Source organism: Micromonospora halotolerans (assembly GCF_032108445.1).
Lineage (GTDB): Bacteria > Actinomycetota > Actinomycetes > Mycobacteriales > Micromonosporaceae > Micromonospora > Micromonospora halotolerans.
The window spans coordinates 808654-820275 of record NZ_CP134876.1 but is presented as its reverse complement, the minus strand read 5'-3'; the positions used below and the strand labels follow the sequence as shown (position 1 = coordinate 820275).

Here is an 11622-nt window from a genome sequence, read left to right as displayed (position 1 = left end):
GTTCTCCCGACGGCGGGCGCACCCGGATCGGCGCGGCGGGCGCATGGGGGAGCGGGCAGCGGGAAACCGGCGGCATGCGGCTGACCGGGGTGTCGTCGGAGTCCGTGTGGACCGGGCTGTCGGTGAGCACCACGCTGCAAAACCCGAGCACCCGCCCCGGCCTGCGCCTGCCCGGCCGGGTCATGCTGACCGCCGGCGGCGCCGACGTCGCCGTCCGGCACATCCGGCTGGGGCTGGTCGCCCAGGTCGAGCCGGAGGACCCGGAGTCGCCCCACCGGCTGCTCCAGTACCACCAGGTGCCGATCGCCGGCCGGTTCGTGGTGCCGGCCGGGCGGCGGCGGGCGGTCGACTTCGCGATGCCGCTGCCCTGGGAGACCCCGGTGACCATGTTCGGCGGGGTGCCGCTGATGAGCCTGCGCACCGGGCTGCGTACCGAGGTGTCCGTCGACCCGGACCTGGACCAGGGGGCCATGGTGCCGGTCCTCGTGCATCCGCTTCCCACCCAGCAGCACATCCTCGCCGCGCTGGACACCCTCGGCTTCGTCATGCGCCAGGCCGGCCTCCAGCACGGGCGGCTGCCCGGGGTGGACCAGGCGCTCCCGCTCCACGAGCGGCTGGGGTTCTGGGTGGCCCCGCTCTACGCCGGCCCGATCACCGAACTGGAGGTGATCTTCGTGACCAACGCGGCGGGGCTGGAAGTGCTGCTCTGGATGGACCGCCGGCTGTCCCTGGCCGGGGTGACCCACCAGAGCATCAGCCGGTTCCGGGTCTGGCACGCGGGCGCCGACCGGCGGGACTGGGTGGCCACCGTCGACGGCTGGCTGCGGCACGCCATCGACCGGCACGCCGCGGCCGCCGCGAACGCCGACTGGTCCGCCACGGTCCGCGAGTCCGCGCACGTGAGCCGCCCGCCGGACGAGCCGGTCGCCCCCGGCTACGGCCTCGGCGGCACCGCCGGCGGCGCGGGCGTGGGCGGCGGCGGAGGCAGCGACGGCACCTGACCGGCGGCCGCGACCGGTTCGGGGCCGGGCCCGCGCCGGGTCACGGTGTTAGCAGGGGGCCCCTGCTATACCTCAGGCGTTAACAGGGGGCCCCTCCTTACACCGAGGCGGTGGCGAGCTTCAGGCTGAAGCCGAGGAAGAGCACGGCGATGGCCGTGGTGCCGGTCGCGGCGAGCCGCCGCCGGCGGTGGAACTGGGCGGCCAGGAAGGTGCCGGTGAGGATCAGCGCGGTCAGGTAGAGCGCGCTGGTCACCTGCGCGATCAGCCCGAGCAGCAGGAACGACAGCGCCGGCCAGGCGTAGCCCGGGTCGACGAACTGGATGAAGAACGAGATGAAGAAGAGGATCGCCTTCGGGTTGAGCAGGCTGATCACCAGCGCCCGCCGGAAGGGGTCACGCACCGCCGCCGGCTCCGCCGCGTCGATGAGCCGCGGCGTGGTGGGGTCGTTGCGGTCGCGCCATCGCCGCCAGGCGCCGCGCAGCATGGTCAACCCCAACCACCCGAGGTACGCGGCGCCGGCGTACTTGATCACGAGGAAGAGGGCCGGGTACGCCCGGAGCAGCGACGCCACCCCGGCGGCGGAGAGGATCATCAGCACCGAGTCGCCGACGAACACGCCCCCGGCGGCCCGGTAGCCGGCCGCCACCCCGCGCCGCGCCGCCGTGGACAGCACGAAGAGCGAGTTCGGCCCGGGCAGCAGCACGATCGCCACGGTGCCCAGCACGTACGTCCCGATGTCGGTGATCCCCAGCACGCCGGTCATCATGACGCCACGGGTGCCGCCCGGCGAAGCCGTTCCCGCAGCGTGGCCTGTGCGTTCGGCCACTCCGAGTCGAGCATCGAGTAGAGCGCGGACTCCCGCCAGGTGCCGTCGGCGCGCCGCCGGTTGGACCGCAGGGTCCCCTCCCGGACGGCGCCGAGCCGTGCGATGGCCCGCTGCGAGCGTTCGTTGAGCGAGCTGGTCTGCCAGGTCACCCGGACGGCGTCCAGCTCCTCGAAGGCCCGGGTGAGCAGCAGCAGCTTGGCCTCGGTGTTGATCCCGGTGCGCCACCAGGGCCGGCCGAGCTGGGTGTAGCCGATCTCCACGGTCCGCAGCTCCTCGTCGGGCTGGTAGTAGGAGGTGGTGCCGACCATCGCGCCGGTCACCGCGCAGCGCTGCACCCAGGGCATGCGCACCCCGCGCCGGTGGGCGTCCAGCGCGGACCGGATGTTCGCCGCCATCTCGTCGACGCCGCCCGGGCGCGGGCTGCCGACGTACCGCCAGACCTCCTCGTCGTCGAGGGCGGCGTACAGCTCCTCGGCGTGGGACTCGTCGAGCGGCTCCAGTACCACGTGCTCGCCGCGCAGCACCACCGGCTCCAGCCAGGGCGACGGTGCCGGCCGCAGGTACGCAGGCACCGGCGCGGTCACCCCGGCGTCCGGCTCGGGCAGGCCCCGGGTGACCCGCAGCGGCACCACGCCGGCCCAGTACGGCAGGTCGTAGTCGGCGGGCTCGTCGCTCACCCCGGCGGCCCGGATCCGGACCGACACCTCACGCAGCGGAAGCGCCAGCACGGCCGTCTCGGCCAGCTCCCGGCGGGTCGGCGGCCGGCTGTCGGCGCTGCGCCCCGCGCCCAGCTTCTCCACCAGCGCGGTGAGCACCCGGGCCTTCTCCTGCTCGTCGGTGACCAGCCGGGCGGTGCCGTGCGCCACCACGGACCGGTAGTTGGCGCTGTGGTGGAACTGGGAGCGGCCGAAGACCAGCCCGTCGAGGTGGGTGACCGCGACGCAGACCGGAAGCCCGGCCCCGTCGCGGGCGGCGAGCAGCGGCCGGCTGCCGGTGGAGCCGTGCACGTAGAGCGTGTCGTCGACCCGCACGACAAGGGTGGGCAGGACGCGCGGCTCGCCGTCCACGGTGAACCCGAGCGCGCAGTGGTACGCCTCGTCGATCAGGGCGTGGACGGTCTCCCGGTCGTAGTGCATCCGGTCCCGGTAGCGGCTGGCCGTGGTGCGTCCGGTCGGGGGGTACATGCGACATCCCACCTTCGTGCTAGTACAATCTCGGAACTGTGGCAGCACGTTATCAGATCAGCGGCTCGTCCTCGGCGGCGATTTCGGCGAGCGTGGAAACCGGCATCCGGGCCGGTGACCTCGCCCCGGGCGACGCCCTGCCCGCCGTCCGCGCCCTCGCCGTCGAGCTGGGCGTCAGCCCGGCCACCGTGGCGAAGGCGTACCAGGAGCTGCGGCAGCGCGGCCTGGTCGTCACCGCCGGCCGGCACGGCACCCGGGTCCGCCCCCGCCCGCCGGTGGCGAGCCGCCGCTCCGCGCTGATGCCCCCGCCGCTGCCCGGCAGCCGCAACCTCTCCGCCGGCAATCCCGACAGCCGGTTGCTGCCGCCGCTCGGCCCGCACCTGGCCGCGCTCGCCGCCGAGCTCGGGTCCCCCGGCGGGTACGCGGCAACCGCCGTCCTGCCCGAGCTGGCCGCCGCCGCCCGGGACCGGCTCGCCGCCGACGGGGTGCCGGCCGACCATCTCACCGTCACCGGCGGCGCGCTCGACGGCATCGAACGTCTGCTCGCCGCCCACCTGCGCCCCGGCGACGCGGTCGCCGTCGAGGACCCCGGCTGGGCCAACCTGCTCGACCTGCTCGCCGCGCTCGGGCTGCGCGCCATCGGGGTGCCGGTGGACGACGACGGCCCCACCGCGCCGGGGGTCGGCGCCGCGCTGGCCGCCGGCGCCCGCGCGCTGATCGTCACCAGCCGCGCCCAGAACCCCACCGGCGCCGCCGTCTCCGCCGGCCGGGCCGCCGAGCTGCGGACGCTCCTCGCCGGCCGCACCGACCTGCTGCTCATCGAGGACGACCACGCCGCCGAGCTGGCCCGCGTACCCCTGCACCCGCTCGCCGGGGCGACCCCGGCGTGGGCCTTCGTCCGGTCGGTGAGCAAGCCCTACGGCCCCGACCTGCGGCTCGCGGTGCTCGCCGGCGACGACGCCACCGTGGCGCGGGTGGCCGGCCGGGCCCGGGTCGGCGCCGGCTGGGTCTCTACCGTGCTGCAACGCCTGGTCCTGGCGCTGTGGCGGGACCCGGCCACCGCCGACCTGGTGGGCCGCGCGGCGGAGAGCTACGACCGGCGGCGCGACGGCCTGGTCGACGCCCTCGCGGCGCGGGGGCTGGCCGCCCACGGCCGGACCGGCATCAACGTCTGGGTGCCGGTGCCGGACGAGACCGTCGCGGTCACCGCCCTGCGGGACGCCGGCTGGTCGGTGGCCCCCGGCGCGCTGAACCGGATCGCCGCCGCACCCGGCGTGCGGATCACCGTCAGCCGGCTCGACGAGGCCGACCTCGGCCCGCTCGCCGACGCGGTGGCCCGCGCCGTCCGGCCGGCGGCCACCGGCTTCACCACCTGAGCCGCGGCATGGCCCGGCGTCCCGTGGGTAACCGCGGCCGGGAGGTGGGTGTCATGGCTTCGAACAGGTCCCGGACCGGACTCTGGATCGGCGTGGCGGTGGTGGTGATCATTCTGGTGATCATCGCGATCGCGCTGGCCTCGCGCGGCGGTGGCGGCGGCTCCGGATACTGACGCGGGCGCACCCGGCGTCGATGCCGAAACCGGTATATAAAGCTGGCATGGCCGAGACCGAGAACGCCCCCGGAGCGCAGGAGTTCATCCCGCCGCAGGCGGACACCATCGACGAGCTGCGGGCCGCCGCGACCGGCTGCCGGGGCTGCGAGCTCTACCGGAACGCCTCGCAGACCGTGTTCGGCCGCGGCGACGAGAGCGCCCGGGTGGTGCTCGTCGGCGAGCAGCCCGGCGACATGGAGGACCAGAAGGGCCTGCCGTTCGTCGGTCCGGCCGGCCGGCTGCTGCGCAAGGCCGTGGACGACGCCGGCATCGACCCCGGCCACATCTACCTCACCAACGCCGTCAAGCACTTCCGCTTCGAACTGCGCGGCAAGCGGCGCATCCACCAGACACCCGACCGGGTGCACATCACCGCCTGCCGGCCGTGGCTGGTCGCCGAGTTCGCCCGGCTGCACCCGGAGATCGTGGTGGTGCTCGGCGCCACCGCCGCCAAGGCCCTCCTCGGCCCGACCTTCCGGGTCACGAAGCAACGCGGCGAGCTGCTGCCCTGGCCGGCCGCCGCCCAGCACCCCGAGGACTTCACCCGGGTCCCGGTGGACAGCGCCGGCGCCGTCGCCGACGCACCGGAGACCCGGCTGCTGGCCACCATCCACCCCTCCGCGGTGCTGCGCGCCGACAACCACGACGTCGCGTACGACGGGCTCGTCGCGGACCTCAAGGTCGCCGCCCGCGCGCTGCGGTGACGGAGGGGGCCCTCCTGACGGGTCCGGGCTCCCGTCATACACCTCGGGCGGCGGCTCAGTCGCGGCCCTGTGACGTGCAGAGGCAGACGCGGTTGCCGTCCGGGTCGGCGAGCACCCAGAAGTGCGGTGCCGCCTCGTCGCTCACCAGCGTCCCCCCGGCGGCGAGCGCGGCCTCGATGCGCGGCCGCACCTCCGCCGGGTCCACCCACACGTCGGGGTGCCAGCGCTGGCGGGGCTCCTCGCGTCCCGACTCCTGGAACCACACCGTGGGCAGCGCGCCGGCCGGATCGCGTACCTCGTCACCCGCCCCCGGCCCGGCCCGGTGCGGCACCGCCAGCACCGCCTGCCAGAACGGCAGCACGGCGGCGGAATCCGGGCTGTCCAGGGCGAGTTCGAGCCGGGCCACGCCGGTGTGCGCCGGCGACAGGCCGGCCTCGGCGGCGAGCGCGGAGATGGCCCGGGCGAGCCGGATGTCGCGGTCGGTGACCCCGCCCACATCGTGCGACCAGAGCCGCACGTCCACATGGGTGTAACGCAGGTCCAGGTCGGGATGGTGGTCCCGCCGCTCGGCCTCCGCGCCGATGGCGTCCACGAGCGACAGCCCGGCGGCGAAGTCCGGCGTGCGGATGCGGGTGTGCAGCGCGCCGAGCAGGTAGGTCCACCCGTCCAGGGCGGCGTCGGCGATCTGCGCTCCGGTCAGGGTGCTCATCCCGCCATGCTGGCGTACCCCGGGGTTTTGGACCAGTGCCACGGCGGGGGAATGGACCTGCGCGGCGGGCGGCCCGGGCCGTAGCGTCGGCGGCATGACCGCCACCACCGCCGACCTCGACCTGTCCGTGCGCAACGCCGCCGCCCTCTGGACGGCGCTGGCCGACGCGCGGGGCCACACGTTGCTGCACCGGCCCGGCTTCCTCGCGGTGATCGGCGACCACCGCGCCGGGCTGCGGATCCTGCTGCGCGACCCGGACCCGGCCCCGGACGACCGGGCCGCGCTGGCCGACCTGGTCCGCCGGCGCACCGGCCCGGTCACCGTCGAGGACCAGTACGCCTCGGTGGACCTCACCGACCTCGGCCTCAGCCCGCGCAGCATGCCGGTGATGGTCCGCCGCCCGGCGGCGCTGCCCGACCCGTCCCTGCCGGTGACCCCGGTCGAGCGCCCCGACCAGCTCGACACCGCCGAGGACGTGGTGGTGCGCGGCTTCCCCCTGGACCACTTCCGGCCGCGCCGCCCCGGCGAGGCGTTCCCGGCCGCCCTCCTGGCCCGCCCCGAGGTGCGGTTCTTCCTGGTCCACCGGGACGGCGCGCCCGCCGGCGCCTGCCTGACCGTCCGGGAGGAGGGTGTCGGCCTCTACTGGATGACCAGCCTGCCGGAGCACCGCTCCCGGGGCGTGGGGCGGGCCCTGCTGCGCGGCGTCCTCGGCCGGCTCGGCGACGTGCCGATGACGCTCACCGCGGCCCGCGCCGGCCGCCCGCTCTACGCCTCGCTCGGCTTCGTCCCGGTCACCGACGCCACCTGGTGGGGTTGACCGCGGATCACCTCTGGGCAGCGGGGGCGGGCGGTGCCAGACTGGCCGCCATGGAGCAGCATCTCTACGAGCCCGTCCACCAGGAGTTCCGGGACCTGTGCCGGCAGTTCCTCGCCCGCGAGGCCGTCCCGCACCACGAGCGCTGGGAGGCCGACGGGATCGTCGACCGGGAGGTGTGGCGCCGGGCGGGCGCGGCCGGGCTGCTCGGCATGGACGTGGACCCCGAGCACGGCGGCGGCGGGCAGCGCGACTTCCGGTTCAACGCGGTGCTCGACGAGGAGATCGTCGCGGCCGGCTGCAGCGGCCTGGGCTTCGGGCTGCACAACGACGTGGTGGCCCCGTACCTGACCGAGCTGACCACCGACGACCAGCGCAAGCGCTGGCTCCCGGGCTTCTGCTCCGGCGACCTGGTCACCGCCATCGCGATGAGCGAGCCGGGTGCGGGCAGCGACCTGGCCGGCATCCGCACGAGCGCGGTCCGCGACGGCGACAGCTGGGTGCTCAACGGGCAGAAGACGTTCATCACCAACGGCGAGCTGGCCGACCTCGTGGTGGTGGTCGCCAAGACCGCCCCCGACCAGGGCGCGCACGGGGTGAGCCTGATCGTGGTGGAGACCGGCACGCCCGGCTTCACCCGGGGCCGGCGGCTGGCCAAGGTCGGCCTGAAGGCCAACGACACGGCCGAGCTGTTCTTCGACGACTGCCGGGTGCCGGCGGAGAACCTGGTCGGCACCGAGAACCACGGCTTCTACCACCTGATGGCCAACCTGCCCCGGGAGCGGCTCAGCATCGCGGTCGCCGCGGTGGCCGCCGCGGAGAAGCTGCTCGCGCTCACCCTCGACTACGCCCGCTCCCGGGAGGCGTTCGGCCGGCCGATCGGGCGGTTCCAGCACAACCGGTTCCTCCTGGCCGAGCTGGACACCGAGGTCACCATCGCGCGGACGTTCGTCAACCACTGCGTGGCCGAGTACAACGCCGGCCGGCTCTCGGTGACCGACGCGGCGAAGGCCAAGTGGTGGACCACCGAGCTGCAGAACCGGGTGGCCGACCGCTGCGTGCAGCTGCACGGCGGCTACGGCTTCATGCTGGAGTACCCGGTGGCGAAGGCCTGGCTGGACAGCCGGGTGCAGACCATCTACGGCGGCACCACCGAGATCATGAAGGAGATCATCGGCCGGGGGCTCGGCCTGTAGCGAAACCGGGTGCCCCCGACCGGGTCGGGTGCGGGAGGATGGTCACCCCTTACCCCCAGGAGCATCCGCCATGGCCACCGACCTGACCGCGCCGGCACCGAGCCGGCTCGACGTCGCCCCGATCCAGCGGCGCACCGTCCGGCTGCTCTTCCTCACCCAGATCATCGGCGGCATCGGCGTCACCATCGGCATCTCGGTCGGCGCGCTGCTCGCCGCCCGGGTCGCCGGCACCGCCCTGGCCGGGGTGGCGCAGAGCGCCGGGGTGGTCGGCGCCGCGCTGCTCGCCGTGCCGGTCACCCGGATCATGGCGGCCCGGGGGCGCCGGCCGGGGCTGGTCACCGCGTACCTGGTCGGGGCGGTCGGGGGCGTGCTCGTGGTGGTCTCCACCGTGGTGCACGTGGTGCCGCTGCTCTTCCTCGGCATGCTGCTCTTCGGCGGCGGGACCGCGGCCAACCTCCAGGCCCGCTACACGGCCGTGGACCTGGCCGAGCCGGCCCGCCGGGGGCGCCAGCTCTCGCTGGTCGTCTGGGCCACCACCATCGGTGCGGTGGCCGCGCCGAACTTCGCCGCGCTCGCCGACGCCACCACCCGCGGCTGGGGCCTGCCGGCGCTGGCCGGCCCGTTCGCCTTCAGCGCCGCCGCGTTCGTGCTGGCCGCCGTCGTACTGGCCGTCCTGCTCCGGCCGGACCCGCTGCTCACCGCCCGCCGGCTGGCGGCGGCCGAGACCCCGGCCGACCCGGTCCCGGCGCCGGGTGGGACCGCCCGGCGCCGCGCGGGCATGGTCGGGGCGTGGCGCACGGTACGCGGCCGGCCCGCCGCCCGCCTCGGCATCGCCGCCGTGGCCGTGGGCCACCTCGTGATGGTCGCCGTGATGTCGATGACCCCGGTACGCCTCGGCGAGTCGCACTCCGACGCCGACGTGCTCCGGGTGGTCGGCATCGTGCTCAGCCTGCACATCGCCGGCATGTACGCGCTCTCCCCGCTGGTCGGCTGGCTCACCGACCGGCTGGGCCGGCGCCCGGTGATCCTCGGCGGGGTGGCCCTGCTGCTGGCCGCCTGCGCGGTCGCCGGCACCGCCGGGCACCACACCCCGCTGCTCTCGGTGGGTCTGGCCCTGCTCGGGCTGGGCTGGTCGGGCACCATGGTGGCCGGCTCGACCCTGCTGTCGGAGTCGGTGCCCACCGCCGACCGGCCCGGCGTGCAGGGCCTGTCCGACCTGGTCATGGGGCTGGCCGGGGCGGGCGCGGCGGCGGCGAGCGGGTTTGTCATGCGGGCCGTGGGTTATCCGACGCTGACCCTGCTGGCGGCGATCGCGGTGGTGCCGCTGGTGGCGCTAGCGTTGCGTCCGGCGCCGGTCGAGGCGCCGGACGAGCTCCGGCGCCCTTCGGACGACCTGCCCGACAAGGAGGAGTGACACGTGCGGCTGACCGACTTCTGGACGCGACTGGCGGAGGCGTTCGGGCCGGGCTACGCGGCCAGCATCGCCAGCGACCAGGTGCTGTCCCAGCTCGGCGGGCGGACCATCGAGCAGGCCCTGGCGGCGGGGATGGAGACGCACGTGGTGTGGCGCGCGGTCGTCGCCGCGTATCCCGACCGGGTACCCGCGCGACTACGCTGAGCAGCCTTTTCGCCGGTTCCGCGTGTCGCTTGTCGAGTCGTACACCTGTTCGGCTATTGTCCACAGCGGGGTGCTCGTCCACAGCTCGCGGCCCGTCGGCTGGTTTTCTGTCGGACCCAGCGCCTAGCGTGTCCGCGTGACGCGAAGCTCAGGAAAGACGCCGGCGAAGGCAGGGGTGGCAACGATGGCGGCAGGGCCCGACCGGGAGAAGGCACTCGACCTTGCTCTCGCTCAGATCGACAAGCAGTTCGGCAAGGGTTCGGTGATGCGCCTGGGGGAGCGGCCTGTCGTCCAGACGGCGGTCATTCCGACCAGCTCCATCGCGCTCGACGTGGCGCTCGGCGTGGGCGGTCTGCCCCGCGGCCGGGTCGTCGAGATCTACGGTCCCGAGTCCAGCGGTAAGACCACGGTGGCCCTGCACGCGGTGGCCAACGCGCAGCGGGCCGGCGGCATCGCCGCCTTCATCGACGCCGAGCACGCGCTCGACCCGGAATACGCGAAGGCCCTCGGCGTCGACACCGACGCCCTGCTGGTCTCCCAGCCGGACACCGGCGAGCAGGCGCTGGAGATCGCCGACATGCTGGTCCGCTCCGGCGCGATCGACATCATCGTGATCGACTCGGTCGCGGCCCTGGTGCCGCGCGCCGAGATCGAGGGCGAGATGGGCGACAGCCACGTGGGTCTGCAGGCCCGGCTGATGAGCCAGGCGCTGCGGAAGATCACCGGTGTGCTCAACAACACCGGCACCACGGCGATCTTCATCAACCAGCTCCGCGAGAAGATCGGCGTGATGTTCGGCAGCCCGGAGACCACGACCGGTGGTCGCGCGCTGAAGTTCTACGCCTCGGTCCGGCTCGACGTGCGCCGCATCGAGAGCCTCAAGGACGGCACCGACGTGGTCGGCAACCGCACCCGCGTCAAGGTCGTGAAGAACAAGGTCGCCGCGCCGTTCAAGCAGGCCGAGTTCGACATCATGTACGGCAAGGGCATCTCCCGCGAGGGCTCGCTGATCGACGTCGGCGTGGAGCAGGCGATCATCCGCAAGTCCGGCGCCTGGTACACGTACGACGGCGACCAGCTCGGCCAGGGCAAGGAGAAGGCCCGCGAGTTCCTCCGGGAGAACCCGGACGTGGCGGCCGAGATCGAGAAGAAGATCCTGGAGAAGCTCGGCGTCGGCACCGGCGCGGGCGATGCCGCCGGCGGCCCGGAGCTGCCGCCGGTCGACTTCTGATCCCCGGCTGACCCGTGGCAGGACGACGCGCCCGTACGGGGCGGGGCTGGGATGCCAGCCCGCCCCGCACGGGTGACGCCACCACTCCACCCCGGCCGCGCCGCGGCCGCCGGGGCCGGGCCGAGGAGCCCGATGCCGAGGCGACCCCCACGCCGCCCCGCGACGAGGCCGAAGTGGCCCGGGAGATCTGCCTGCGGCAGCTCGCGGTCCGGCCGCGCACCCGTGCCGAGCTGGCCGGCGCCCTGGCGAAGCGGGGCATCTCCGAGGAGGTCGCCGACCAGGTCCTCGACCGCTACGACGAGGTCGGCATCGTCGACGACGCCGCCTTCGCCCGCGCCTGGGTGAGCAGCCGGCACAACGGCCGCGGGCTGGCCCGCCGGGCGCTCGCCAACGAGCTGCGCCAGCGCGGCGTCGACGGTGAGGTGGCCAGCGAGGCCCTCGACGAGCTGGACGAGGAGACCGAGGCGGAGACCGCCCGCGCCCTGGTGGACCGGAAGCTGCGCGCGACCCGGGGTGAGCCCGACGCGGTGTTCCGCCGCCTGGTCGGCATGCTGGCTCGCAAGGGCTACCCGGCCGGCGTGGCCATCCGGGCGGTCAAGGACGCGCTGGCCGCGCAGAGCGCCGAGGCGGCCGAGTTCGCCGAGCACATCGACGCGGACGCCCTGGCCGACGCCGAGCACGACCTCGACCCCGCCTCCCGCCCCCTCGACTGACCCCGGCCGGGACGACGTCCGGATCCACTCCTGAG

The 11622-nt window shown here is 74.8% G+C and carries 12 protein-coding genes; 9 read left to right on the top strand and 3 right to left on the bottom strand.

Annotated features, from left to right (window positions below):
• Nucleotides 1-74: 74 nt before the first annotated feature.
• Entirely contained in the window at nucleotides 75-1001 is a 927-nt protein-coding gene (locus RMN56_RS03745) for a sporulation protein (protein ID WP_313722446.1), read from the top strand.
• Nucleotides 1002-1098: 97 nt separating this feature from the next.
• On the opposite strand, the gene leuE is transcribed toward RMN56_RS03745, so the two are convergent.
• Together leuE and RMN56_RS03735 are read right to left on the bottom strand one after the other, a co-directional pair.
• The gene (leuE, locus tag RMN56_RS03740) at nucleotides 1099-1767 is read right to left on the bottom strand and encodes a leucine efflux protein LeuE (RefSeq protein ID WP_313722445.1); all 669 of its coding nucleotides are present in this window, start codon (nucleotides 1765-1767) and stop codon (nucleotides 1099-1101) included.
• Nucleotides 1764-3011, bottom strand: a complete 1248-nt coding sequence (locus RMN56_RS03735) for a bifunctional pyridoxamine 5'-phosphate oxidase family protein/GNAT family N-acetyltransferase (RefSeq protein WP_313722444.1) — start codon at nucleotides 3009-3011, stop codon at nucleotides 1764-1766. Before RMN56_RS03735 ends, leuE begins: the two co-directional genes overlap by 4 nt.
• A 38-nt stretch (nucleotides 3012-3049) precedes the next feature.
• Here RMN56_RS03735 and RMN56_RS03730 point away from each other — a divergent pair, with 38 nt between their 5' ends.
• Both RMN56_RS03730 and RMN56_RS03725 read left to right on the top strand, forming a co-directional pair.
• Nucleotides 3050-4387 (top strand): aminotransferase class I/II-fold pyridoxal phosphate-dependent enzyme, encoded by a 1338-nt coding sequence (locus RMN56_RS03730; protein ID WP_313722443.1) that lies wholly within the window; start codon nucleotides 3050-3052, stop codon nucleotides 4385-4387.
• A 220-nt stretch (nucleotides 4388-4607) separates the two neighbouring features.
• The gene (locus tag RMN56_RS03725; RefSeq protein ID WP_262284560.1) at nucleotides 4608-5306 is read left to right on the top strand and encodes a UdgX family uracil-DNA binding protein; all 699 of its coding nucleotides are present in this window, start codon (nucleotides 4608-4610) and stop codon (nucleotides 5304-5306) included.
• 55 nt (nucleotides 5307-5361) lie between these two features.
• Here the strand turns inward: RMN56_RS03725 and RMN56_RS03720 are convergent, their stop codons facing one another.
• The gene (locus RMN56_RS03720) at nucleotides 5362-6015 is read right to left on the bottom strand and encodes a 4a-hydroxytetrahydrobiopterin dehydratase (protein ID WP_313722442.1); all 654 of its coding nucleotides are present in this window, start codon (nucleotides 6013-6015) and stop codon (nucleotides 5362-5364) included.
• A 94-nt stretch (nucleotides 6016-6109) separates the two neighbouring features.
• Between RMN56_RS03720 and RMN56_RS03715 the strand changes: the two genes are divergently transcribed.
• The 6 genes from RMN56_RS03715 (at nucleotide 6110) to RMN56_RS03690 (ending at nucleotide 11587) form a co-directional block, all read left to right on the top strand.
• A complete protein-coding gene (locus RMN56_RS03715) occupies nucleotides 6110-6832 on the top strand; it encodes a GNAT family N-acetyltransferase (protein WP_313722441.1) in 723 nt (240 codons plus the stop codon).
• 50 nt (nucleotides 6833-6882) lie between these two features.
• On the top strand, nucleotides 6883-8025 hold the full coding sequence (locus tag RMN56_RS03710) for an acyl-CoA dehydrogenase family protein (RefSeq protein ID WP_313722440.1): 1143 nt from the start codon (nucleotides 6883-6885) through the stop codon (nucleotides 8023-8025).
• A 70-nt stretch (nucleotides 8026-8095) separates the two neighbouring features.
• Nucleotides 8096-9439 (top strand): MFS transporter, encoded by a 1344-nt coding sequence (locus tag RMN56_RS03705; protein ID WP_313722439.1) that lies wholly within the window; start codon nucleotides 8096-8098, stop codon nucleotides 9437-9439.
• Between the two features lie 3 nt (nucleotides 9440-9442).
• The gene (locus RMN56_RS03700; protein ID WP_313722438.1) at nucleotides 9443-9643 is read left to right on the top strand and encodes a DUF3046 domain-containing protein; all 201 of its coding nucleotides are present in this window, start codon (nucleotides 9443-9445) and stop codon (nucleotides 9641-9643) included.
• Nucleotides 9644-9827: 184 nt separating this feature from the next.
• Nucleotides 9828-10874, top strand: coding sequence for a recombinase RecA (gene recA / locus RMN56_RS03695; RefSeq protein ID WP_091269420.1), 1047 nt, complete (start codon nucleotides 9828-9830; stop codon nucleotides 10872-10874).
• 14 nt (nucleotides 10875-10888) lie between these two features.
• Nucleotides 10889-11587 (top strand): regulatory protein RecX, encoded by a 699-nt coding sequence (locus RMN56_RS03690; protein ID WP_313722437.1) that lies wholly within the window; start codon nucleotides 10889-10891, stop codon nucleotides 11585-11587.
• Nucleotides 11588-11622 lie beyond the last annotated feature (35 nt).

What these genes read in the sequence shown, in the direction of transcription:
- RMN56_RS03745 (WP_313722446.1), top strand. Translation starts at nt 75, where the DNA reads ATGCGGCTGACCGGGGTGTCGTCGGAGTCCGTGTGGACCGGGCTGTCG.
- leuE (WP_313722445.1), bottom strand. Translation starts at nt 1,767, where the DNA reads ATGATGACCGGCGTGCTGGGGATCACCGACATCGGGACGTACGTGCTG.
- RMN56_RS03735 (WP_313722444.1), bottom strand. Translation starts at nt 3,011, where the DNA reads ATGTACCCCCCGACCGGACGCACCACGGCCAGCCGCTACCGGGACCGG.
- RMN56_RS03725 (WP_262284560.1), top strand. Translation starts at nt 4,608, where the DNA reads ATGGCCGAGACCGAGAACGCCCCCGGAGCGCAGGAGTTCATCCCGCCG.
- RMN56_RS03720 (WP_313722442.1), bottom strand. Translation starts at nt 6,015, where the DNA reads ATGAGCACCCTGACCGGAGCGCAGATCGCCGACGCCGCCCTGGACGGG.
- RMN56_RS03715 (WP_313722441.1), top strand. Translation starts at nt 6,110, where the DNA reads ATGACCGCCACCACCGCCGACCTCGACCTGTCCGTGCGCAACGCCGCC.
- RMN56_RS03710 (WP_313722440.1), top strand. Translation starts at nt 6,883, where the DNA reads ATGGAGCAGCATCTCTACGAGCCCGTCCACCAGGAGTTCCGGGACCTG.
- RMN56_RS03705 (WP_313722439.1), top strand. Translation starts at nt 8,096, where the DNA reads ATGGCCACCGACCTGACCGCGCCGGCACCGAGCCGGCTCGACGTCGCC.
- recA (WP_091269420.1), top strand. Translation starts at nt 9,828, where the DNA reads ATGGCGGCAGGGCCCGACCGGGAGAAGGCACTCGACCTTGCTCTCGCT.